A 21,220-nucleotide genomic window follows, 5' to 3' on the forward strand; every position below is an offset into this window, starting at 1 on the left:
GCCGACGCGGGGGAAAACCCGGCGGAGACGCGCACCGGGACGTGGCGCAGCTTGGTAGCGCACTTGACTGGGGGTCAAGGGGTCGCAGGTTCAAATCCTGTCGTCCCGACTTTTCGAAGTCGCAGGTCAGGGGCCGTTTCAGAGCAATCTGAAACGGCCCCTGACTCGTTCTTGGGGACCACTTGGGGACCAACTCGCCTTGACCGCGTCAGCGGGCGACCACAATCGGGCTTGGCAGGGACCGGGGCGCGCGGAGCACGCTGAGGTGTGCCGAGAGCGCGGCGCCGGCGGCGGTGATCTTGTGGACGTCGGGGTGCAGGTACCGCTGCGTGGTGGTCAGCGAGCCGTGCCCGGCGATCTTGCGCAGGACGTGGACCTGGACCCCGGCGTCGGCGAGCCGGGTGAATCCGGTGTGCCGGAGGTCGTGGCGGCGCGGGTGCTTGTATCCGAGTTCCGTGACGACGTCGTCCCAGTGGGTGGCGTCGCGCAGAATCGCTGTGGAGATGCGGCCTCCTCGGGGGCCGGTGAACATGCGCGCGTCGGGAGCGGGTCCGGCGGCCAGCATGTGCTGCGCGACGAGGAGGCGTATCTACTGGCCTCTTCGAGAGGACCCCTCGTGTTCGACGTAGACAAGGTGCAGGCCGCCCCGAGCGTGGAAGGTTCCGCCTGCCCCGCCCGGTTGTTGCGTCGAAGGGGCACGTGACGGCCGGTACGAGTGTCCGAGTCGTCGTCTGCATTCAGCGCGCCCGGCCGTAGGGGGTGCGCCCGCGTCAGGAGGAGGACGCAACGGCACCCCTGGGGTCACCGTCGAAGCCATTACACGCCATGATCGAATGGTCGACGACGATGATCGTGTACGTGCCGAATAGTTCCCTCGGTTCCATCACCTCATAGGCGCGTGGCATTTCGTCCCTTCTCGCTGTCTTCAAGATGTCGGGCCATCGGAAGGACCATGTGGGCTTCCCCTGGGGCATCGTGAGCGAGATGTCCTCCCCCTTGGGCAGATGCACGTGAACCACTGGCGGTTCGGCGGCTATCTGGCCACGTCCGTTGGTGATGTTGATGACGGCCTCGGTGAGCCAGCCGCGGCGGTAGGCCACGGGAGTCACCGAGATACTGAAGCCCTCGCTCGCCGTGTCAAGGCCCAGACCCTCGCCGAGCACGCACTTCTTCGTCGTGGGATTGAACGAGAGATAGCCTGGCAAGCTCCTGTACGGGTCTGACTCCATCGGCGGTTCTTCCGTCGGTTCTTCCGTCGGCTCCTCCACCGTCGGTTCCGCAGTTGGCGCATCGTTCAGCACGGTGGCCGAAGAGGTCGGCGGAGAGACCAGTCGCCCGGCGGCCGCTCCGGTGGCCAGCAGGAGCGCGCCGGACACGGCGAGAACTGCCCACCTTTCCGCGCGGCTCCGGGAAGCGTGGGTGGGGACAACCGTGGAAGGCCCGTCAGCAGGCACCGCTGGCCTCTGGCCCGCGAGACGTGACCTGCGAAAGGCCGCCGCGGTCTTCTTGTGCCCGTAGGAGCGCAAGGAGGTCAGGTGGGCGAGTATGTCGCTGAGGGGCGGCCGCTGGTGAGGGTCCTTCTGCATGCACGCGGTGATGAGGTCCCGCAGGTCTTCGTGTACGTCCGATAGGCGTGGCTCCTCGTGGACGATGTGGTACTGGGCGGTGAGGGGGGTGATGCCCGGGAAGGCGTGATCTCCCGACGAGGCGAAGGTCAGGACAGCGCCGAGAGCGAAAACGTCCGATGCTGCGCTGACCGGCCGTCCCTGTACCTGTTCGGGGGAGAAGTAGCCGGGGGTTCCCAGCACAGACTCGGTACGGGTGGCGTGACTGAAGTCCGTGGCGTAGGCGAGACCGAAGTCGATGATCTTGGGTCCGTTGTCCGTGAGGAGCACGTTCCCGGGCTTGAGGTCGCGGTGTACCAGCCCCGCCTTGTGGATGGACGCCAGACCGAAGGAGAGGCCGAGGGCGAGTTCCAATGCTGCGGGCAGGTCCAGGGCGCCGTGCTGCTGCACATGCTCGCGCAGCGACAGGCCCTCGACGTACTCCGTGGCGAGCCAGGGCTCGCGCGCCTGGGTGTCGAAGCCGACCACGCGAACCGTGTACGGGCTCCGGACCGAACTCGCCGCCGTCGCCTCCCGGGTGAACCGCCTCCGGAAGCCCTCCTCCTGCGCGTATTCACTCTTGATCGTCTTGAGGGCGACATGCTTGTCCCGCTCCTCCTGCGTGGCGAGGTAGACCGTTCCCATCCCTCCGCTACCGAGCCGCGCCACGATTCGGTACGAACCGATCGTCCTCGGGTCGTCCTTGTGAGACGGAAGCACTCATGAGCGCAGAACGCGACCTGAAGCGTGGTGCAGAAGGTGGTGTCCGGGCAGGTCACGGCCGTGCGAATACGCACCCTGCGCGGGGCGTGGTCGGGCGGGCGCGTGGCATGAGCGTGGCGAGAGTGACGTACCCGCCGTCGGCCGATCAGCGGCCACCCCGGCTCCTTCAGTCCATCAGTCGGGGCCGTGTGCCGGGGGTCAGCGCGATCCAGATGGCCTCGCTCTCCCGAATGACGTAGATCTCGTCCACCCGCGCGTCCCAGTCACGCGGCACCACGAAGTAGCGGCCGTCGTGTTCCGTGAGCAGCCGCAGATCCGAGTACCGGTAGGGGTGCAGGCGGTCGTTCGGGAGCTTCTGCTCTCGCACCGAATCCGTGGGCAGGCTCAGTGGTTTGGTGCTGAGAACGAGGACTCCCGTCCATCTGGTGACGGCCGCCGCGTGCGCCTGAGCGTCCTGCCTGCCCTGCTGCCAGGCCACGTTGGTCACCGTCCAGAAGAGGAAGACGCCGGCGGCGAAGACCGGCACGGCCTGGCGGCGGAACCCTTGAGGACGCCGCCCCTCGGCATCCCGGCACTGGCTCAGAAGAAGCCCGAGAGCGATGGTCAGGGGCCCGAGCCAGCCGTACGGCTGGATCTCGTGCCACAGCGCGAGCAGCACGATCCCCGCGACCACGAGAAGCGGGTACCAGCGCGCCGCGGCGGCCTCGATGCGCGTCACACGACGGGGTCGGCGGCTCCACGGGACACAGACCAGCAGGAACACGCACCCGGCCGCCACCATGATGTCCAGGTTCAGCAGATTCAGGCTCTCCAGGGCGACCTGGCTGAACCCCAGGTTCATCGAGCCCCAGTGGAGATTGAAGTAGTCGTAGTACGTGCTGGTGTAGATGGCGCCGATGTAGAACATCAGCGCGGCGATGAACGTCCCCTGAGCGACGACGATCTTGACGAGGGCGGACGGCCCGGAGAGATCGCCCTCGGCCTGACGCGGCGGTTTCCCGGCGCTGGGCGGGTGCTGCTCCGACCCGTGCGCGAAGGGCTCGCTCACGTGGTCCCGGGAGCCGGCTCCGTGGGAAGCTCCGGGTTCCCTGGTGAGTTCTCCTCGGGCGTCGGCGAGCCGGGAGGCTGGGTCGGGTCGAAGGGCGGGTCAGTCGTTTCGTCGGCGGTGTCCGTCGGCGGGGGCGGCGGGGGAGGGACATAGCCCCCGGGCGCCGTGTTCGTCGGGTCCCGCGTCTCCTCCGTCGGAGGACCGTCCGTGTCCTCGGTCGGGGGAGCGTCGGTGTCCTCGGTGTCCTCGGTCGGCGCGGTCGTGGGGGCGGGGTCCGGTTTGTCGGGATCGCAGGCGGCAAGCCCCGTCATACCCAGCAGCATCAGCAAAGCGAGCACCGCGGCGCGTACGCCACGGACGATCCGGTCCCGCATCCGACCTCCTTGATCGTCAGCGAGCGTACGGGTTGACGGGGTGGAGGACGGTGATCCACGCCTTCCGGGCCCATATCTCCGCCCGATCGGACGCCCCGTCAGCCACCCACCAGACCGGACGACGGCGCGGCACGCGGTGGGCGTCGTCGTCCGGGCAGGTGAGGAGCGGAGCGCCTCGGCCGAGGTCAGACGTACTCCTCCTCGCGTCCGCCGGGACGGCCGTCCAGGCCGATGCGAAGGGCCTGATCACATGGGATGTGAACGTGGACTCCACCGTCTGCCGGGCTCACCAGCACGTCGCCGGGGCGTCGAACAGGGGGGCCTGCAAACGGAGCCGCCCGGTGGCCTTGCTGTCGAACCGGCCGGGCACGGGCGCGGACGTTCCCGAGGTGGGCTGACCACGAAGATCCACCTCGCCGTCGAGCAGGGGCCGAAGCCCCTGTCGGTGCTGATCACAGCCGGCCGACCAGGTGACTCCCGGCAGTTCGAACCGGTATCGGAAGCGATCCGGGGGTCCCCGCGGGGCGCGGGCGACCCCGCGTTCTGCACGACCGAACACCGCGAGCGGCACGCCGTCGAGTGCGGGATCAATCGCCTCAAGCGGCATCGGGCGGGGGCCACGAGATGCAACAGGTTCGCCGTCGGCTACGAGGCGACGGTGCTGGTCGCGGTCGTCAATGCGTGGCTGTGACAGCGCGACTACCTCGGGGGCACATGGCCCACCACGAGCACGATGGCCTCCGCGGGCGTGGCGACCTCTCCCAGGAGGGCGGCGTAGCCGGCTGTATAGACCTGGTACGGCGGCCCGCCGTAGACGATGAACGGAACGTCGTCGGGATCTGATCCGCTCCAGGGCGGGACGCTGCGTAGGAAGTGCAGCGTGCCGTGTGTCGGGTAGGAATAGAGGCCGCGCAGGCGTGGTTCAGCGTGGGCGGCCTCGACGAGGACAGTCAGCGATTCATGCGTGGCTCCCCGGGTACCGGGCGTTCAAGGAGCCAGCGCCAGGCGGTCGCAATGTCAGGGGCCGCTGCGGCCCGGTCACCGCGCGCGACCGCAACGACCGCACCCGGGCCGAGGCCGTCATCGGCCTCATCCGCGTCCCACACCCAGGACCCGGTAGACCCCGCACCCGGCCCGACCACGCGGTCGCCGACAAGGGCTGCTCCGTCCGCACCTTCCGTGTCTGCCTCCGCCGACGCGGCTTCAAAGCCACGATCCCCGAACACGTCGACCAGCTCGCAGGACGCAGACGACGCCGTGAACGGTCCCTCAGCGCGCTGCCCGGCGCCAGAACCTGCCGGAGCCCTTCTCCTTCGGCGGGCGGACCTCCAGGGTCCAGTCGCCCTCGGCGCTCCTGACCTGCACGAGCAGGGGCCCCTCGGGCAACTCCCTCGTGTCCTTGGGGCGCCTGCTCGCCACGTTGGCCAGCAGGTGGTCGCGGCCACCCGGCTCATGGCCCTGTACGTGGAAGTACGCGTGGCTGTAGGTGTGGAGCCGGCAGGTGAGCCGGCCGGCGGGACCCGTGTGGAGCAGCACGTCCGCGCCCCGGCCCTTCGCACTCCGGCCGAGCTCCTCCACGACGCTCACCGGACGGACGGCGATCGTCCACTCGCGCCCCGCGGCGCTCACGCGCAGGCGCAGCGGGCTCCGGCCGCGGTGACGCAGCACGGCCCGGCCCTCGAAGTCCTCCAGGGTCGTGTTCGCGAGGAGGACGTCGTCCTTGCCCTGCTTGTCCACGCTGTGCACGCTGAAGTAGCCGTCGCCCCTGCGGGCGGAGTCGACCACCAACCAGACGGCCGGGATCGGCACGTCGACCGTGAAGCTCTTCCCGCCCTTGCCGCTGCGGACGAACTCGGGGAAGTCCTCGCCCGAGACGCCGATGTCCGACGTGGGGCCGGTCCGCACGGGGTCCTGCACGGGAACCTGCGCCGGGACGGCGGCCTCGGCTTCCCGGACCTTCGCCAGGAGCCCCTCGGGGATGTCCTCCGTCGGGGCGCCGTCGGGGCGCGTCTCGACGTCGGGGGCGGTCCCGTCGTCGAGGGTGCGCTCGTCGTCGGGAGCGGGCCTGTCGGGGTCCCTGCCCTCGATGCCGAAGTCCTCCGCCAGGCCGACGAGGCCGGAGTCCCACCCCTGGCCCACCGCGCGGAACTTCCACGCCCCGTCGCGCCGGTAGAACTCGCCGAGGACGTACGCCGTCTCGGTGCTCGCGTCGTCGACCTCGTACAGCGCCAGCTGCTCCCCTGTAGCGGCGCTGATCGTCCGTATGTGGAGGCCCGGCACCTGGCCGAACGTCCCCGCGTCGGTCGAGGCGCTGATGACGATGCGGTGGACGGTCGGCTCCACCAGCGCGGTGTCGACCTCCAGCCAGTCGGCGACGCGGTGCTGCTCGTCGCGCACCTGTCCGATGTGGCGCACGGCGCCGGACGGGTGGGTCAGCTGGTTGTAGAAGACGAGGTCGCCGTCGCCCCTGACCCTGCCCGTGGCGTCGAGCAGGAGCGCCGAGGCGTCGACCTCCGGCACTCCGTCCCCGGCCGCCCGCCGGACGACCGCGATGCGCCACACCTGCCCGGGGATCGGCAGGTTTCCCCCCTTGATGATCTTTGTCACGCCGTCATGCTGGCACGCGACCGTTCTGCCTGCCTAGGGGTCGTCCTGTCGATCGGGCGGCGCGAGTCCGGCGTGATCGGCGAGACACCCTCTTGGCCAGTTCGTTCAGGTCCTCTCATCGCTGGTCCGGATGTGCCGTTGACTGACGCGCGGTGGGCGAGGATCGAGCCGTTGCTCCCGGACCGGACACCGAAGCGGGTGGCCGGTGGTGGGACCACCGCTTGGTGATCGATGCGGTCGCCTGGAAGTTCCAGACGGGGTCACACTGTGTCCACCTGCGAGAGAAGTACGGCACCTAGGGCTGCGACAGGGCCTCCCGGGCGGCGTCGATGCCGAAGGCCAGGTCCGCGTGGAAACCCTGGTGGAGGTCGAAGTCCCGGGTCATGTCCACGTAGTGGCCTTCCGGCAGTGTCGACTCGGCACGCGAGAGGTCGCTGCTCAGTTCGTCGAGCTGGTGGATCATCCGGTGGGTGTCCCTCAGGGACTGCGTGAGGGACTCGGCGAGCGAGCAACTGGACTGACCGGAAGTGTCCGCACCGGGCCCGTGCAGCGCGCGCAGCGCCGACCGTACCGCCGCGCGCCGGAACTGGACCAGGGCGAGGGACGCTTCGATCCCGTCGTAGGCGACCTCGTTCGTGCAGGGGTCGTCATGGGCGAGCCCCGCCGCCAGGAAGCCGACGCGGCGCGGGACGTCGAGGTCCTTCACCGCGTCGAACATCGGCGCGGCGAGCGCGGCGTCCTGTTCCAGTGCGACCGCGAACGCCCGGGCGTCCTCCCTCCGGAACTCGTGTCTGGTGGCTCGTGTCCCTGACCTTTCGGCCTCCCGTCGGAACCGCTCCACCTGTAGGGCGAGCACCGCTCCGAGCCGCACGGCCGCCAGCTCGACCGTGGGAAACCCGCGGAGCGCAGCCTCGCGGCCCCCCGCGTCGCACCGGGTGAGGCCGGCCGCGTACGCCCGTACCCCGGACGGCGCGGTCTCGGCGAACGAGTGCGGCACTGGTGCGCCGAAGGGCGGCACGGGCAGCGAAGGGCCGAGGTTCCACAGCGGCGGTACGGGGTCGCTGGGGCGAGCGGTGGTCCCGTCTGCACCGATGGAGCCGCTCACCTCGTCCAGCCCGGCCCGCAGGTCGAGTACGGGATCCAGCGCGGCCGCCAGCTCGCCCAGCAGCTCCGCGAAGCTGACGTCCGCCTCGACGGTCCCCTCGGCCTCTCCAGGCCCCTCGGCCTCCTCCGGCGCCTCGGCACCCCTGGCCTGCCGTAGCCCCGTCCCCGCTTCGAGCAGCTTGCCGACGTGGCGCAGGGTGCGGTGCACCTTCGGCATCGACAGGCCCAACTCGTACCCGATCGCTCCCGGCGCACAGCCGGCCAACCGAAAGGCGACGACGTTGAGTTGGCGCTCGTTCAACTCTCTCAGCGGGGCGAGCGCCACCACCGTCCGGGCCTGCACCAGGGCGTCGGTGCTGCCCCTCCCCAGGAGGGCGGGCACCGTCCCATGTGCTGGGCGGAGCGCTCCGACGCCGCCTCCGACGGTCATCCGGCACGTCCAGGACCGCAGCGCCTGCGCGGTGACCACAGGGGTCCTGGTGTCCTTCGCGGCCCCGATCGCGTTCGCGACCAAGACGTCCATCCACCGCCGGGCCACCGCCATCGAGTCCTGGGCGAGTCGCGCCGCCTCCACCAGGTCCGCGCCGCGCAGCAGCGACAGGGCGACGAGCGGTCCCACATGCGCCCGGTAGTAGTCCCCGAACCCGACCCCACTGACCGACACCGCATCCGCCGGATCTGACGCCATTACCCCAACTCACTTGCGTATGCCGTCACTTGTAATTTCCGTCGGAGTCCAAGGTAGAGGTTCGGCGCGGGGTGACGGAATCTGCTCGCCCCTCGGAGCGAGGGCGGAGCAGAATTCACGGCAGTGCGGTCGCGTCGTGCGAGTCGCGGCTTGGAGCCACGATCAGTCGGTCGCCGCTGATCTGGGGGTCAGCCGGGCAAGCCCGAGCTCCTCACGTAGGAACCGCAGGTAGGCGGGCAGCGCGTCGGTCAGCCCAGGGGTGTTGAGGACCTGCGCGATGGACCGGGCAGCGGCGTCCTCCCGGCTGGAGGAGGCCGCCGTGACGTACTGTCCCCACTGCCACCAGACCGGGTGACGCAGCATCCGCAACACACCGTCCGGCCGCACCGTCAGGGGCATTTCCACCCCGTGCACGCCCATGAGACCGCCCAGTACAGCCACCAGCTGGAGCGGGGCGACGGACATGACGGCTTCGGCCGCCCGGAGCAGTTCCTCGTCGCCCGAGGCGTCCACCGCTGACAGCAGCGTCCTCGCGTCGTGCACGGGTGGCAGAGCCTTCCAAGGGTCCTCACCGCGTCGACGGGTCCGCTCCTCCTCCTGGGCCACGGACCACTGCAGGCCGTCGGCCGCTTGGGCGGACAGGCCAAGGCCCTCGCCGAGTGCCTCGGCGACTTCGTCCAACCCCACCTCGTCCCGGCCGGCAGCGAAGAGCCGCAGGGCGACCACCGCAAGGGACGCAGTCCGTCGCCATTGAGGCATCCGCGCAATGCCCGCCACGTCCAGGCCGCGCTCCGCCGCGGCGTCGAGGAGCATGTTGTGCGCGTCGGCGGGGCCGGGCACGTCCCGCGCGAGCCGGCCTGCCGCCTCCAGCAGCGCCTCGGCCTCCTCGTCGGAATGCGCCGCGGCCTCGGCCGTCGGCGTTGGACCCGCGCCGAGACCGGTGGCCAGTCGGCGCAGGTGTTCGCCGATCACCGCTCGGAGCTGGGCAGGCTCCCCGCCGGCGACCGCCCGAACGAGCTCGCCGGTCGCCACAGAGGCCGGAGCCCGCCCCTGCCGGGTCGCACGGGCCAGCATCTCGGCCTGCACGACGGCCTCCGGCAGCAGCACGGCACGGGTGCCGCACCCCCGGCCCAGCCCCCGCCGGGGGTGGCGCTGAAGCCGGCCTGCCGTCCGCCACCGCTCCAGTTGGAAGACCGACACGTGCACACCCCGCTCCGCGAGGGCCTGGATCAGCGCGGCATCGGCGCCCGAGGGCGGGGTTCGAGGCATGCACCCATTACAACCCCGCGAAGTTCCCGCCGTCAGCGTCTTCCCGATGTGAGGTCATGAGGTGCCAACAACCGACCGATGAAAGGCTTTCAACCTCATGCTTCAGAACTTCCTGGCCTCTGTCAGCGCCGTACCGGTCATCGCGCTGGTCTTGGTCCTCGCCCGCCCCCTGCGACTGGTGACGCTGCTGAGCGGGTTCCTCGCCGCCCTGCGTGGAACCCGGGGCCAGAGCCGCGGCCAGATGTTCGACGCCTTCGCCCGCCACCTCACGGACCACCCCGCCCGCCGGCACCGGCGGTGACCTCAGGTCATCCGTCCGGCCCGTGGTGCAGGCCCGAGCGCCGTCCATTCGCAGGCATGCAGAACTTGTTCTTGTCCGTACGCTTCGCGTTCCGCTCGATGTGCCTGGTGATCTGCTCCCATTAGCGGGCCCGGGTACCCGTCGGGTGTCCGTCGAGGTCGACGGAGTCCCGCATCGCGGTCACGAGCGCCGTCGCCTGTTCGGTCAGCGCCTCGTCCTCGGTCTCGCCGAGCGCGGCTACCGCAGCCGTACCGAGCGAGATGGCCTCCTCCGGGTCCGTGGCCCACAGGGCCGACGCGAGAAGGAAGAGTGCCCTCCCCTCTCCGTGGCGGTCGCGGGCCGCCCGGAAGAACGTGATTGCCTCACGGACTGCCGTGATGGCCCGGTCCGGCTGCTGGAGCATCGCCCACGCCTTGCTGAGGTTCATCCGCGCCTTTGCCTGCGCGTGGGCATCGCCGACCTCCTTCAACAGGTCGTTCGCCTTCGTCAGCAGACGGGCGGCCTCGGCCGGTTCACCCGTCTGCAGTCGGATGGCCGCGAGGTTGTTCAGGGCGAGGCCTTCGCCGCGCTTGTCCCCGAGATCGCGACAGAGGGTGAGCGCCTCCTCAAGTACATCCGCCCCGTCACCGAGTCCCCCCGCACGCAACGCCGTGCTCAGATTGGTGAGGGCCATGACGACTCCATGGCGGTCATCGGCCCTGTGGAAGGCGTCGCGTGCAGCCGCGTGGGCGGCCGCGGCCTCACCGGCCCGTCCCAGTTCTCTGAGTGCCAGGCCGAGATTGTTCTGGGTGACCGCCTCACCGTGCCAGTCTCCGACGAGACGGCAGATCTCGATGTCCCGCTCGTACGCGTCCACCGCTTCCCCGTAGCGGCCCAACTCGTCCAGCGAGCGTCCGAGATTGTTGAGCGCCGCGGCCTCACCATGGAGATTTCCCGCCTCGCCCTGGAGGACAACGGCCCTTTGCAACACGGGCACGGCCCGCTCGATGTCGCGCATCTCGTGCAAGGTGCGTCCGAGGTTGGTCAGTACCTCTGCCTCGCCCAGAAGGGACCCCACCGCCCTGTGGATACGGAGGGCCTCCTCGTGTGCGGCGACGGCTTCGGGGAACCGCCTCAGTCCTCTGAGGGCGCATGCCCGTCCGTCGAGGAACGTGGCACGGAAGGCGGCAGGTTCGTTCCCGGAGCAGTGCTCCAGCGCGCTGTCGTATACGGCCGTCAACTCGGCGAAGCCGTGGCGCAGTTTGAGGTAGTCGCCTATACCTCCCGCCATCGCCAGGATGACGTAGGGGTTGTGCGTGCCGGGCGTGGTGGTGATGACCGCGACGAGGTTCGCCCGTTCCTCGTCCAGCCAGGAGAGTGCTGCGGTCCGGTCGGCGAATCCAGGCGCTGGAGAGTGACCTGGGGAGAGGTGGTCATGCGCCTCGCCCAGACGGTCCGCGTAGTGGCGTAGCAGCCGCTCCAAGGCAGCGGACCGGCTTTGGACAGTGTGCTCCGTCCGCCCCGTCTCGTCCGCGTAGAGCCGGAGCAGGTCGTGCATGCGCCACCGGCCGTAGATGGCCGTACTCTGCACCAGATGGCCGCGCCCCAGGGCCTCCAGGAGTTCCTCGGCTGTGTCCGGGTCGACATCGCAGAGCCGGGCGGCGGACTCGGTGGAGACGTCTGGGCCGGGGTTGAGCGCGAAGAGCCGGAAGAGCCGTGCCTGGTCCTGCGGCAGGTGCCGGTAGGACAGTTCGAAGGCGGCTCGTACCGCGAAGTTCCCGCGACTCAACCGACGCAGGCGGCGATGCTCGTCGTCCAGAGCCCGGGCCATCGAGGACAGCGGTCGGGTCGGCTGGTCCGCCAAGAGTGCGGCGACGATCCGGAGCGCCAGCGGCAGGTGCCCGCACTGCCGGGCGATGGCCTCGGCCCTGTCCGGGGCATCGTCGATCCGCGTGTCCTCCTCACCGCGGCTCGCCCGCAGAACGAGGCGGAGCAGGTCGACGGAGTCCGCGGGATCGAGGACTGCCAGGTCGTGCAAGCGGGCGTCCAGGTCGGACAGCGTGTGTCGGGAGGTGATCAGCACGGGGGTGCGCGCGTCACCTGGGAGGAGGAGCCGGACCTGCTCGCCGTCCATGGCGTCGTCGAGGACGATCAGGGTGCGTCGTCCCTGGTCGGCGAGGTCCTGTAGCGCCGATCGGTACAGTCGCGCACGGTCCTCGAGAGACACGGGGATGTGCTCGTGGTCGACGCCCAACCCCCGGAGCATGGAGGCGAGTGCCTCGTCGGGAGCCTGATGGCGAGCGGGGTCGTATGCGTAGAGTTCGACGGCGAGGACACTGTCGAACCATCCGTCTCGTGCACAGGCGCGATGGGCGACCTGGCGCACCAACTCGGTCTTTCCGACGCCTGGGAGGCCGGCGACGACGTGGACCGACGGTCCTTTACCGACGGCACCCGGGTCCAGCACCGAGAGCAGCCCGTTCACGGCGGCATCCCTGCCGGTGAACGTGCTGGACGGGGCCGGCAGTCCCCATGGGGCGGAGGCGGTTCGACGGTCGACGTGGACGGGGGCGGCCCGCGCAGCCCCACCCACCGACGCTGCCACGGCGCTGCCCTCCGGCGGAATCACGCGCCTCAGCCCGTACTGCGGGAGTCGGTCTGCGAAGGCTGCCGCGTCGAGGCGGGTTCCCAGGGAGTTGAGAAGAAGGTCGCCCAAGGCAAGTGCTGCAAGGCGGCCGGGAGCCCCGGCCAGGGCCTGTTCGGCGAGGGCTGTATTGACGGCGACCACGTCGCGCTCATCAGGCCACTCCACCCACAGGGCGCGGAGCATGTGCCACGCCGTGTCCGGCGCGCCGTAGATCCGGGGAGCCGCGAGCTCGTCGAAGGGGGCACGGAGTTTGTCCGTCAGCCAGTCACGGACGAAGGAGGAGAAGTCGTCGGATCGACGGGCGCGGTCGCACAGTTCCTGGAGCGGCCTGGCCGGCACCATCGAGACGAAATGGAAGTCGTGCCCCGCTTCGGCGTGGGTGCGGAGGTGCCGCCAGATCCCCTTGGTGTCCAGGGCCGTGACGTTCCAGCCGTTGGCGTTGCGGTTCTGACGCTTGACCTGGTGCACCTCGGTGCGCCCGTTGTGACGGTAGGCGAACTCGCTACCTTCGCCGAGGACTCCGTTCGGCTCAAGGGTGAGCGAATCGCCTTGCCCCAGGAGGACGTACAAGGCGTGCCTGATCGTCCAGGCGCCTTCGTAGCGGTTGCCGAACTTGTCCGTCTCACCACCCGGCCTCGGTGCCACCGGTTTCCCCCTGTCTCGCCCGTCCGTCGGACGACTCCGCGACTTCGCCCCGTGCACGGTCGCGTGCCACGTCACCGTACCTGGCGGCGCCGACAGTGATGCCCGCACCGGAGCCTGCGTGATCTTGTGGACGTCGGGGTGCGGGTATCGCTGGGTGCGGGTCAGCGAGCCGTGGCCGGCGATCCTGCGCAGGACGTGGACCTGGACCCCGGCGTCGGTGAACCAGGTGGGTCTGGTGTGCCGGAGGTCGTGGCGCCGCAGGTGCCCATACCCGAGTTCCGTGACGACGTCGTCCCAGTGGGTGGCGTCGCGGAGGACCGCGGTAGAGCTGCGGAGGACCGCGGTGGAGCTTCGGCCTCCTCGGGGGCCGGTGAACATGCGCGCCTCGGGAGCAGGTCCGGGGGCCGGCATGAGCTGTGCGTCGAGGGGCGGGCCGCGAGTGCGTCGGCCGGCTCGATGGACCGCCCCTCCATGACTCGGACCAGGACGGCGATGGTGTTCCTGACGGTCGAGCGACCCCGCTCATCGGCGATCCAGATCTGGACAGACCTGTCGATGGCCCGTTGCTGATCATCCGGACCGGCAGGTGCCCGAGAGCCCCGGCTCTGCCTGCCCGAGCGCGGCCTTCTGTGACACGCTTCAGCTGGGGCCTGTCTTTTGGATCAGGCCAGATCCCAGTCGAGGTCCCGGAGTTTGGGGGCCGCCGGTGTCCGTCGGACCGCCTGTGGTGAGCACGAACTGGTCGTGGGCGGGGAGAACGGCGCACGAGACCCCTGCCGGATGGGCTTCGCTGACTCGGATGCAGTGGCCGGACTCGGTCTGCCATGTCCGGAGGTTGCCGGCCGGGTCGGCGGCCACCGCGAAACGCCCGTCCTGAGTGAGGTGGGCGTCGACCGCCCAGCCGGGAATCGGGTCGAACGTGCGCACGCACCGGCCACTGGCCGTATCCCAGTCGGAGTGCCGCGTTCGCACGGCTGGTGCCGCACAAGGCGAAACGGCTGTCGGAGCTCAAGCTGACCGACATCAGCCGGCCGTTCCCGTCCATGGTGCCCAGGCACTGACCGGCGCGCAGATCCCACAACCTGACGGTGACGTCCCAGCCCGCCGACGCCGCGGTACGGCCGTCGGGGGTGCTGCTCAGGGCGCTGACCTCGGCGGAGTGTCCGGGCATGGCGTGGAGACGACGCAGTTCGGCCGGGCCCAGGCCCCACAACTGGAGACTGCCGTCATAACCGCCCAACAGGATCCGATCGTCGTCCGCCGTCCAGTGCAGGGTGCGGATCGCGTAGTCGCCGCCGATGCGTTGGATCTCGCCGGTGTCCCGCTGCCGGAGATGGAGCTCGGAGCTGGTCATCTCCCCGTTGTCCGCCATGACCTTCTGGATGTCCGCCTGCACCATCAGAACCCGCGTTCCTCTGACAGCCGGGTCGCGCAGGAGCTTCCCATCACTGAGCCGCCGGCCCTCGAGGTGGGCGCCCGTGGCGACGTCCCACACATGAACCCCCGCCATGTCGCCGGTGACCGCGAATCGGCTGTCGGCCGACAAACCGACATGGTCCTGCTTCGCGGTGCCCAGCGACCGTACACAGCGGCCCTGCTCCGGATCCCAGACCCCCGGCGCGCGGCGAAGCGCTTCGGTGCTGGTCCCGGGCGACCGGTGCTCCGATGTGGGCATGCGGCAGGCGAAGAACCGCGATCCGAAGAACGATGGTGGCAGGCAGACGGCGGCCCGACGGCTGTGGGGGGCCGCGAGCGATGAACTCGTGCGCTGGGTGGTGCAGTTGTCGACGACCGGAGTCACGGCCTGGGTGATCTACTGGATCGACCAGCACTGAGGACGGGAACCGGCCCTGGACGCGGCCGGCCCGGCGTAACCGTCAGGCCGGCGTGCCGCGGCCGGCTCGCCCGGGGAGCTGGGGCTCGTCGACGCGCGGTTCCTCCGGTTCCGCTGGGGTCAAAAGGGCGCGGTTTCGAATCCTGTCCACCCTGAGAAGGCGTGTCACAGAAGTCCAGCCGGGCGTGCCGAAGGACGACCCCGCACCGCGGAGCACCGGGCAGGTCACCGGCACCCGTTTCACCCTGACCACGGACAAGACGGATCCCGTCAACCCGGAAGGCCCGCGGCAGCGGCGGCCCGAGCGAGCGGTGCCGCGTGCTGGGGGAGGAGGACACCGCCGCGGCGTCTATTGGAAACTGAGCCGGTGCGGGTGTTCCGGGTCGGCGGGGCAGGTGTGCACGCGCATCGAGCCGCGGCCGAGGTAGACGCCGACCGGGTCGATCACGTCCGGATCGATCACGTCGGGGCCGATCACGTCCGGGGTGTCGGTCGGGTCGCGGTCCTCGAGCGGAAGCCAGCTCCTCGAACCGCCGCCGCACTCCCACTGATCGACCGTGAGCAGGGGAGGCATCGGTGTGCCGCAGACCGCGCAGTCGACGCGTGCGGGATCGGTGAGGTGCCAGGAGGCGAAGCCGCCCACCTTCCATCCCGGGGCGATGGACAGGTCGCCCATGTAGTCGACCTCGTACTCCTCCTCCGTCCGTGCCCGGGCCATCGCGGCCTCGTACTCCTCGTAGGTGTCGTAGCTCCGCGGCTCGGAGGAGTCGTACGCGTCCTCGTCGTCGTCCTCCGCGTCCAGCAGGCCCTCCTCCCAGTCGGCGATGGCGTCCTGGAGCTCTTCGCTCAGCAGGCCCAGGTACTCGTGCTCGACGACCTGTTCGGGGTGCAGGGCGCAGCGGGTGGGCACGCATTCCTTGCGGCCCGCCACCGGTGGCTCGGGCTGGGGCGTCAGGACGTCGCCGACCTCCCGCGAGCGCCGCCACCTCAGCACGACGTCGAGGGTGCGGGCAGGTCCGTGGACCTCGAAGGGGCACCAGAAGACCTGGAGCAGGTCGTGGCCTTCCGGGCCGACGAGGTCGGGGATGTCCCGCGTGTACAGCTGGGCGACGGCCAGCAGCGGGAGAGGGGCCTCGTCCCGAAGGTCCGGGGCGTGTCGTCCCGGTGTGATGGCGTCGAGTATCCGCCGCTCCTCGTCGGAGAAGTCGCGTCCTCTCGCCGCGGCGAGGATGTGCCGCTCGAGCCGCACGTCGTCCAGCCGGTGGCCCTTGCCCTTGGGGTGCACCGCGCAGCACACAGGCCACGGCTCGTCGGCCGGCCACAACAGCGGCCCCGCCAGCGAGCTTTCCCCGGCCGTCGCCACGCCCTGGCGGGGATGCAGGCGCGTGGCCGTACGCCGATGGGCGGAGAGGACGGGGAAAACGGCTTCGACATCGACGGGTCGCGGGGGTGTGGTGCGGGTCATGCGGTTCTCCATGGCGGCCCGGGAGTAGGTGCCACACGCACGATGCCATGTGATGCATGGGGTTTCTGTTCAGTCGAGTGTTGCGTGTGCCTCACTTGTGGGAGCTGTTCAGGGCCGCTCCCGGCGGCCAAGCTGAGCGTCGTGCTCCGGGTCATTGCGGGCGCACTTCTGATCGTGTCGAGAACATGCCGGTGACGGCCTGAACAGCGAACGGAGAACATCCGTGATTGTCGGAGTCCTCAAGGAAGGGCGGGCAGGTGAGAGTCGTGTCGCGGCCACGCCTGCCACGATCCAGCAGATCCGCAAACTGGGGTACGACGTGGTCGTCGACCCGGGCGCGGGGGTCGCGGCCGGATTCACCGACAGTGCCTACGAGGCCGCCGGCGCGACCGTCGGCGACGCGGCGGGCGCGGACGTGGTGCTGGGGGTCAACGCCCCGAGCCCGGCGCAGTTGGACCGGGTACGGCCGGAGGCCACGGTGATCGCCCTGTTCTCCCCGGCCTTCGACCCGGCGATGGTCGAGGACCTGGGCCGGCGTCCCTTCACGGCGCTGTCGATGGACGCCGTGCCGCGCATCAGCCGGGCGCAGTCGATGGACGTGCTGTCGTCGATGGCGAACATCGCCGGCTACCGGGCCGTCATCGAGGCCGCGCACGAGTTCGGACGCTTCTTCACCGGCCAGGTGACCGCTGCGGGCAAGGTACCGCCGGCGAAGGTGCTCGTCGCGGGCGCGGGCGTGGCGGGTCTCGCGGCGATCGGCGCGTCCGGTTCGCTCGGTGCGATCGTACGGGCGACCGATCCGCGCCCGGAGGTCGCCGACCAGGTCCGGTCGCTGGGCGGCGAGTACCTGTCGATCGCTTCCCCCGAGGTGGAGGTCTCGAAGACCGGCTACGCCAAGGAGATGGGCGACGACTACAAGGCGCGCGAGGCCGAGCTCTACGCCGCGCAGTGCCGCGAGGTCGACATCGTCATCACCACCGCACTCATCCCGGGCCGTCCCGCGCCGACGCTGATCACCGCGGAGATGGTGGCGAGCATGAAGCCGGGGTCGGTGATCGTCGACATGGCGGCCGCCAACGGCGGCAACGTCGAGGGCACCGTGAAGGGCGAGAAGGCCGTCACGGACAACGGCGTGACGATCATCGGATACACGGATCTGGCGGGTCGGCTGTCGGCCCAGGCGTCGCAGCTGTACGGCACGAACCTGGTCAACCTGCTGAAGCTGATGACACCCGGCAAGGACGGCCTGCTGGTCCTCGACTGGGACGATCCGGTGCAGCGCTCGATCACCGTCGTACGCGAGGGCGAGTCGGCGTGGCCGCCGCCGCCGGTCCAGGTCTCGGCGGCCCCGGCCCCCGCGCCCGCGGCCGCCGTGGCGCAGCCGGCGCCGAAGAAGGAGCCGATGACGCCGAAGCAGAAGTTCGGCGGCGTCGCCCTCGGCGCGCTGGCGCTGTTCCTCGCCGTGGCGTTCGCCCCGGCGGCGCTGCTGCCCCACGTGACGGTCTTCGTCCTCGCGATCGTGATCGGTTACTACGTGATCGGGCACGTGCACCACGCGCTGCACACGCCGCTGATGTCCGTCACGAACGCGATCTCCGGGATCATCGTCGTCGGCGCGCTTCTGCAGATCGGCCACACGAGCACGACGGTCACGGTGCTGTCGTCCGTGGCGATCCTTCTGGCCAGTATCAACGTCTTCGGCGGCTTCGCGGTGACGCGTCGCATGCTCGCCATGTTCAACCGGAGCTGACATGTCTGCGACCCTCGCCGCACAGGCGGCCTACCTTGTTGCCGCGCTGCTGTTCATCCTCGCGCTGGCAGGACTTTCCAAGCACGAATCGGCACGGCTCGGCAACGCCTTCGGCATGCTCGGCATGGGCGTCGCGCTCGTCGCGACGATCGTGCTCGCGCTGGACGGCGACATCAGCACCGCGGGCCTCGGCCTGATGGCCGTCGCGATGCTGATCGGCGCGCTGATCGGCCTGCGGCGCGCCCGCGGCGTCGAGATGACCGGCATGCCCGAGCTGATCGCGCTGCTGCACTCCTTCGTCGGTCTGGCGGCCGTACTGGTCAGCTGGAACGGCTTCCTGAACGTCGAGTACGACCCGGACGGCCACGAGGCGGAGGTCCTGGGCGCGCTCGGCACGCTGGGCATCCACCACGCCGAGGTCTTCATCGGCCTGTTCATCGGCGCGGTGACCTTCACCGGCTCCGTCGTGGCGTACCTGAAGCTCGCCGCGAAGATCGACTCCAAGCCGCTGGTGCTGCCGGGCAAGAACGCCCTGAACCTCGGCTCGCTCGTCCTGTTCCTCGCCCTGACGGTGTGGTTCGTGATCACGCCGGAGCTGTGGCTGATGGTCACCGTGACGGTCCTGGCGCTTGCCCTCGGCTGGCACCTGGTGGCCTCGATCGGCGGCGGCGACATGCCGGTCGTCGTCTCGATGCTCAACAGCTACTCCGGCTGGGCGGCCGCGGCCTCCGGCTTCCTCCTCGGCAACGACCTGCTGATCATCACCGGTGCGCTCGTCGGATCCTCGGGTGCCTACCTGTCCTTCATCATGTGCAAGGCCATGAACCGCTCGTTCCTCTCCGTGATCGCCGGCGGCTTCGGCATCGAGGCGCCGTCCGGCTCGGAGGTCGACTACGGCGAGCACCAGGAGACCACCGCTCAGGGCGCCGCCGAACTCCTGGGCTCGGCCCGGTCCGTCATCATCACGCCGGGGTACGGCATGGCCGTCGCCCAGGCGCAGTACCCGGTCGCGGAGCTCACCTCGAAGCTGCGCGCGAAGGGCGTCGACGTACGGTTCGGCATCCATCCCGTCGCCGGCCGCCTGCCCGGCCACATGAACGTGCTCCTCGCCGAGGCGAAGGTGCCGTACGACATCGTGCTCGAAATGGACGAGATCAACGACGACTTCGCCAAGACCGACGTCGTCCTCGTGATCGGCGCCAACGACACGGTCAACCCGGCCGGAGCGGAGGACCCCAGCAGCCCGCTCGCCGGCATGCCGGTGCTCACCGTCTGGGAGGCAGGCAAGGTCATCGTCTTCAAGCGCTCGATGGCCTCCGGGTACGCCGGCGTGCAGAACCCGCTGTTCTTCAAGGAGAACACCGCGATGCTCTTCGGCGACGCGAAGGCCCGGGTCGAGGAGATCGTCGGCGCCCTCTGAGAAGCACGGCACGGGAGGACCTCCTGGCACATCGGCGTGGACGCGGACTCGTCCACGCCGATGTGCCGGCGGACCCCTCCGGGAGCCCTCCGCCGCGGGGCCGTCGCAAGACGGCCCCTATCGTTGTGCGCCCGGGTGATCCGCGCCCGTACCGCACACAGCTCAGGAGCCCGGATGCACCACTTCGACGTCGAGACCCTGAAGGCGGGCCGGTGGCGCAACGGTGGAGGCGCCACGAGGGAGATCGTCTCGTGGCCGGTGGGTGCGGGAGAGTTCCAGTGGCGTGCGAGCGTGGCCGACATCGACCGGAACGGCCCGTTCTCGGCCTTTCCCGGTGTCGACAGGACGTTCGCTCTCCTGTCGGGCGACGGGGTGCGGCTGACGGCTCCGGGGACGTTCGACCGGACGGCGCGACCGGAGGAGCCCCTCGCGTTCTCCGGTGACCTGGAGTTGACCGCCGAACTGCGCGGCGGGCCCTGCCGGGCCCTCAACATCATGGCGCGGCGCGGCCGCCGGGCGGCCCGGGTGGACCGGATCACCGGGCCTGTCGCACTGCCCGACGGCCACGCAGCGGTGTTCTACGTGCTGCGCGGACACTGGCGGACGGGCACGGACGGGCGCCCTCTCGCCGCGGGCCAGGGCGTGTGGTGGGACGAGCACGACACCACGCCGGGCCGCGCGGCCACACCGCTCTCGCCCGGTGCCGTCGCTCTGTGGGCGGACATCGCTCCTGTGGCCTGAGTACGGGTCGCGCGGCCTTCGCGGTCCGATCCGGTGGGCACGTCGCTCACCACCGGGACGGCGCCGTACCCGGAGGGCGCCGACACGGGGCTCGTCAGACCCGGTGCGCGCCTCCGAGCGCCGCCGGCCCGCGCTTCGGAAGCCGCGGCTCCCCTCTTGCATGCTCTATGGCATGGCCCGCAAGTTACCGGCAGGTAGCCCGCTCGGCGGGCTGCCTCGTCGTCGGGAGGGCGGTGGGGGGCGGGTGGGTCCGCGCAGGAGTGAGAGCCGCGAGCGGATGGTCCTCAGTGCCGCCGCCCTGCTGCGTGAGTACGGGGCGAGCGCGACCAGCCGCGTGATGCGCGCCGACCGCGGCTGCTGGTGCCTGCCCGAAGCGGACATCGACATCCCCTTCACCCCCGGCATGGCCGCGCTCATCCAGTCCCGGCTGGCCCCGCAGAGCGCCCACGAGGCCATGCTCACCGCCCGCCGCTACGGCGGCTCCGACGCCGAGGCCGCCGGTATCGTCGACCGGGCGGTCGCCGAGGAGGCCGTGCGCTCCACCGCGATCGAGATCGCCCAGGCGCAGGTGAACAAGGCCGGCGACACCCTCGGCACCATCAAGGCCCGGATGTACGCCCCGGCCCTGGCCACCCTGCGGGACACGGCCGACCCGCTCGGCTGAGCCCGCACCGCACCGACCTGGACCCCGCCGCCGGACGCTCCTCGGAGCCATCGGGGCGGGGTTTCCGGCGTATTTCGCCCTTCGCGTCCCGGCGCTCCGCCCGCCCGGATTCCCGGTCCTGTCCGACCTCTTGACGCCCGCGTGCGGGCCTCCCTACTGTCACCGCCAGAGTTTCGAACGCAGTACGAAATCTCGAACAGTAGGAGGTCAACGGCCTTGCGGATCACGGGAATCAGCACGCACGTCGTCGGGACGCCCTGGCGCAACCTGACCTATGTCCTGGTCCATACCGACGAGGGTCTGACCGGTGTCGGTGAGACGCGGATGCTCGGGCACACCGACGCGTTGGTGGGCTAT

The 21,220-nt window shown here is 70.3% G+C and carries 14 protein-coding genes, 1 tRNA gene and 5 pseudogenes; 9 read left to right on the forward strand and 11 right to left on the reverse strand.

Going from position 1 to position 21,220, the window contains the following annotated elements:
* Positions 1–35 precede the first annotated feature (35 nt).
* Positions 36–109: transfer RNA gene (locus IO20_RS0126525), tRNA-Pro, on the forward strand.
* A 99-nt stretch (positions 110–208) separates the two neighbouring features.
* Here IO20_RS0126525 and IO20_RS0126530 read toward each other — a convergent pair.
* The 4 genes and pseudogenes from IO20_RS0126530 to IO20_RS0126545 form a co-directional block, all read right to left on the reverse strand.
* A pseudogene (locus IO20_RS0126530) lies at positions 209–589 on the reverse strand (tyrosine-type recombinase/integrase); the annotation flags it as partial.
* A gap of 181 nt (positions 590–770) precedes the next feature.
* Positions 771–2,324 (reverse strand): serine/threonine-protein kinase, encoded by a 1,554-nt coding sequence (locus IO20_RS37755; RefSeq protein WP_342668792.1) that lies wholly within the window; start codon positions 2,322–2,324, stop codon positions 771–773.
* 169 nt (positions 2,325–2,493) lie between these two features.
* Positions 2,494–3,375 (reverse strand): hypothetical protein, encoded by an 882-nt coding sequence (locus IO20_RS0126540; protein WP_051874868.1) that lies wholly within the window; start codon positions 3,373–3,375, stop codon positions 2,494–2,496.
* On the reverse strand, positions 3,372–3,749 hold the full coding sequence (locus tag IO20_RS0126545) for a hypothetical protein (RefSeq protein WP_051874871.1): 378 nt from the start codon (positions 3,747–3,749) through the stop codon (positions 3,372–3,374). The genes IO20_RS0126540 and IO20_RS0126545 overlap by 4 nt, the downstream gene beginning before the upstream one ends.
* 227 nt (positions 3,750–3,976) lie before the next feature.
* Here IO20_RS0126545 and IO20_RS38895 point away from each other — a divergent pair.
* A pseudogene (locus tag IO20_RS38895) lies at positions 3,977–4,440 on the forward strand (transposase); the annotation flags it as partial.
* A gap of 8 nt (positions 4,441–4,448) precedes the next feature.
* Here the strand turns inward: IO20_RS38895 and IO20_RS42405 are convergent.
* The 4 genes from IO20_RS42405 to IO20_RS0126570 form a co-directional block, all read right to left on the reverse strand.
* Positions 4,449–4,703, reverse strand: a complete 255-nt coding sequence (locus IO20_RS42405) for a DUF6193 family natural product biosynthesis protein (protein WP_369405427.1) — start codon at positions 4,701–4,703, stop codon at positions 4,449–4,451.
* 315 nt (positions 4,704–5,018) lie between these two features.
* Positions 5,019–6,356, reverse strand: a complete 1,338-nt coding sequence (locus IO20_RS0126560; RefSeq protein WP_051874874.1) for a TerD family protein — start codon at positions 6,354–6,356, stop codon at positions 5,019–5,021.
* Between the two features lie 295 nt (positions 6,357–6,651).
* Positions 6,652–8,124 (reverse strand): hypothetical protein, encoded by a 1,473-nt coding sequence (locus IO20_RS40395; protein ID WP_157850806.1) that lies wholly within the window; start codon positions 8,122–8,124, stop codon positions 6,652–6,654.
* A 186-nt stretch (positions 8,125–8,310) separates the two neighbouring features.
* Positions 8,311–9,417: a hypothetical protein gene (locus IO20_RS0126570; RefSeq protein ID WP_030555579.1), complete on the reverse strand. Its 1,107-nt coding sequence runs from the start codon at positions 9,415–9,417 to the stop codon at positions 8,311–8,313.
* 97 nt (positions 9,418–9,514) lie between these two features.
* Here IO20_RS0126570 and IO20_RS0126575 point away from each other — a divergent pair, with 97 nt between their 5' ends.
* Positions 9,515–9,718 carry a hypothetical protein gene (locus IO20_RS0126575; protein ID WP_030555581.1) on the forward strand — a complete coding sequence of 68 codons (204 nt, stop codon included), beginning with the start codon at positions 9,515–9,517 and terminating at the stop codon, positions 9,716–9,718.
* A 121-nt stretch (positions 9,719–9,839) separates the two neighbouring features.
* On the opposite strand, the gene IO20_RS41555 is transcribed toward IO20_RS0126575, so the two are convergent.
* The gene (locus tag IO20_RS41555; RefSeq protein WP_245685053.1) at positions 9,840–13,400 is read right to left on the reverse strand and encodes a tetratricopeptide repeat protein; all 3,561 of its coding nucleotides are present in this window, start codon (positions 13,398–13,400) and stop codon (positions 9,840–9,842) included.
* 673 nt (positions 13,401–14,073) lie between these two features.
* Positions 14,074–14,664: pseudogene (locus tag IO20_RS42410) on the reverse strand (WD40 repeat domain-containing protein); the annotation flags it as partial.
* Here IO20_RS42410 and IO20_RS0126585 point away from each other — a divergent pair.
* Positions 14,663–14,824, forward strand: a complete 162-nt coding sequence (locus IO20_RS0126585) for a hypothetical protein (RefSeq protein ID WP_157850807.1) — start codon at positions 14,663–14,665, stop codon at positions 14,822–14,824. The pseudogene IO20_RS42410 and the gene IO20_RS0126585 sit on opposite strands and share 2 nt — an antisense overlap.
* A gap of 348 nt (positions 14,825–15,172) precedes the next feature.
* Here the strand turns inward: IO20_RS0126585 and IO20_RS0126590 are convergent, their stop codons facing one another.
* Entirely contained in the window at positions 15,173–16,288 is a 1,116-nt protein-coding gene (locus tag IO20_RS0126590; protein WP_030555587.1) for a hypothetical protein, read from the reverse strand.
* Between the two features lie 223 nt (positions 16,289–16,511).
* Here IO20_RS0126590 and IO20_RS0126595 point away from each other — a divergent pair, with 223 nt between their 5' ends.
* The 5 genes and pseudogenes from IO20_RS0126595 to IO20_RS39910 form a co-directional block, all read left to right on the forward strand.
* Positions 16,512–18,038: a Re/Si-specific NAD(P)(+) transhydrogenase subunit alpha gene (locus IO20_RS0126595; RefSeq protein WP_030555589.1), complete on the forward strand. Its 1,527-nt coding sequence runs from the start codon at positions 16,512–16,514 to the stop codon at positions 18,036–18,038.
* Between the two features lies 1 nt (position 18,039).
* Positions 18,040–19,458 (forward strand): Re/Si-specific NAD(P)(+) transhydrogenase subunit beta, encoded by a 1,419-nt coding sequence (pntB, locus tag IO20_RS0126600; protein WP_030555591.1) that lies wholly within the window; start codon positions 18,040–18,042, stop codon positions 19,456–19,458.
* A gap of 174 nt (positions 19,459–19,632) precedes the next feature.
* The gene (locus tag IO20_RS0126605; protein ID WP_030555599.1) at positions 19,633–20,199 is read left to right on the forward strand and encodes a HutD/Ves family protein; all 567 of its coding nucleotides are present in this window, start codon (positions 19,633–19,635) and stop codon (positions 20,197–20,199) included.
* Between the two features lie 331 nt (positions 20,200–20,530).
* Positions 20,531–20,863, forward strand: a pseudogene (locus tag IO20_RS0126610) (enoyl-CoA hydratase-related protein); the annotation flags it as partial.
* 216 nt (positions 20,864–21,079) lie between these two features.
* A pseudogene (locus IO20_RS39910) lies at positions 21,080–21,220 on the forward strand (mandelate racemase/muconate lactonizing enzyme family protein); the annotation flags it as partial.

Origin of the sequence: Streptomyces exfoliatus, assembly GCF_000725545.1 — a bacterium.
GTDB lineage: Bacteria > Actinomycetota > Actinomycetes > Streptomycetales > Streptomycetaceae > Streptomyces > Streptomyces exfoliatus.

What these genes read in the sequence shown, in the direction of transcription:
- IO20_RS0126545 (WP_051874871.1), bottom strand. Translation starts at nt 3,749, where the DNA reads ATGCGGGACCGGATCGTCCGTGGCGTACGCGCCGCGGTGCTCGCTTTG.
- IO20_RS0126570 (WP_030555579.1), bottom strand. Translation starts at nt 9,417, where the DNA reads ATGCCTCGAACCCCGCCCTCGGGCGCCGATGCCGCGCTGATCCAGGCC.
- IO20_RS0126575 (WP_030555581.1), top strand. Translation starts at nt 9,515, where the DNA reads ATGCTTCAGAACTTCCTGGCCTCTGTCAGCGCCGTACCGGTCATCGCG.
- IO20_RS41555 (WP_245685053.1), bottom strand. Translation starts at nt 13,400, where the DNA reads ATGCCGGCCCCCGGACCTGCTCCCGAGGCGCGCATGTTCACCGGCCCC.
- IO20_RS0126585 (WP_157850807.1), top strand. Translation starts at nt 14,663, where the DNA reads ATGCGGCAGGCGAAGAACCGCGATCCGAAGAACGATGGTGGCAGGCAG.
- IO20_RS0126590 (WP_030555587.1), bottom strand. Translation starts at nt 16,288, where the DNA reads ATGACCCGCACCACACCCCCGCGACCCGTCGATGTCGAAGCCGTTTTC.
- pntB (WP_030555591.1), top strand. Translation starts at nt 18,040, where the DNA reads ATGTCTGCGACCCTCGCCGCACAGGCGGCCTACCTTGTTGCCGCGCTG.
- IO20_RS0126605 (WP_030555599.1), top strand. Translation starts at nt 19,633, where the DNA reads ATGCACCACTTCGACGTCGAGACCCTGAAGGCGGGCCGGTGGCGCAAC.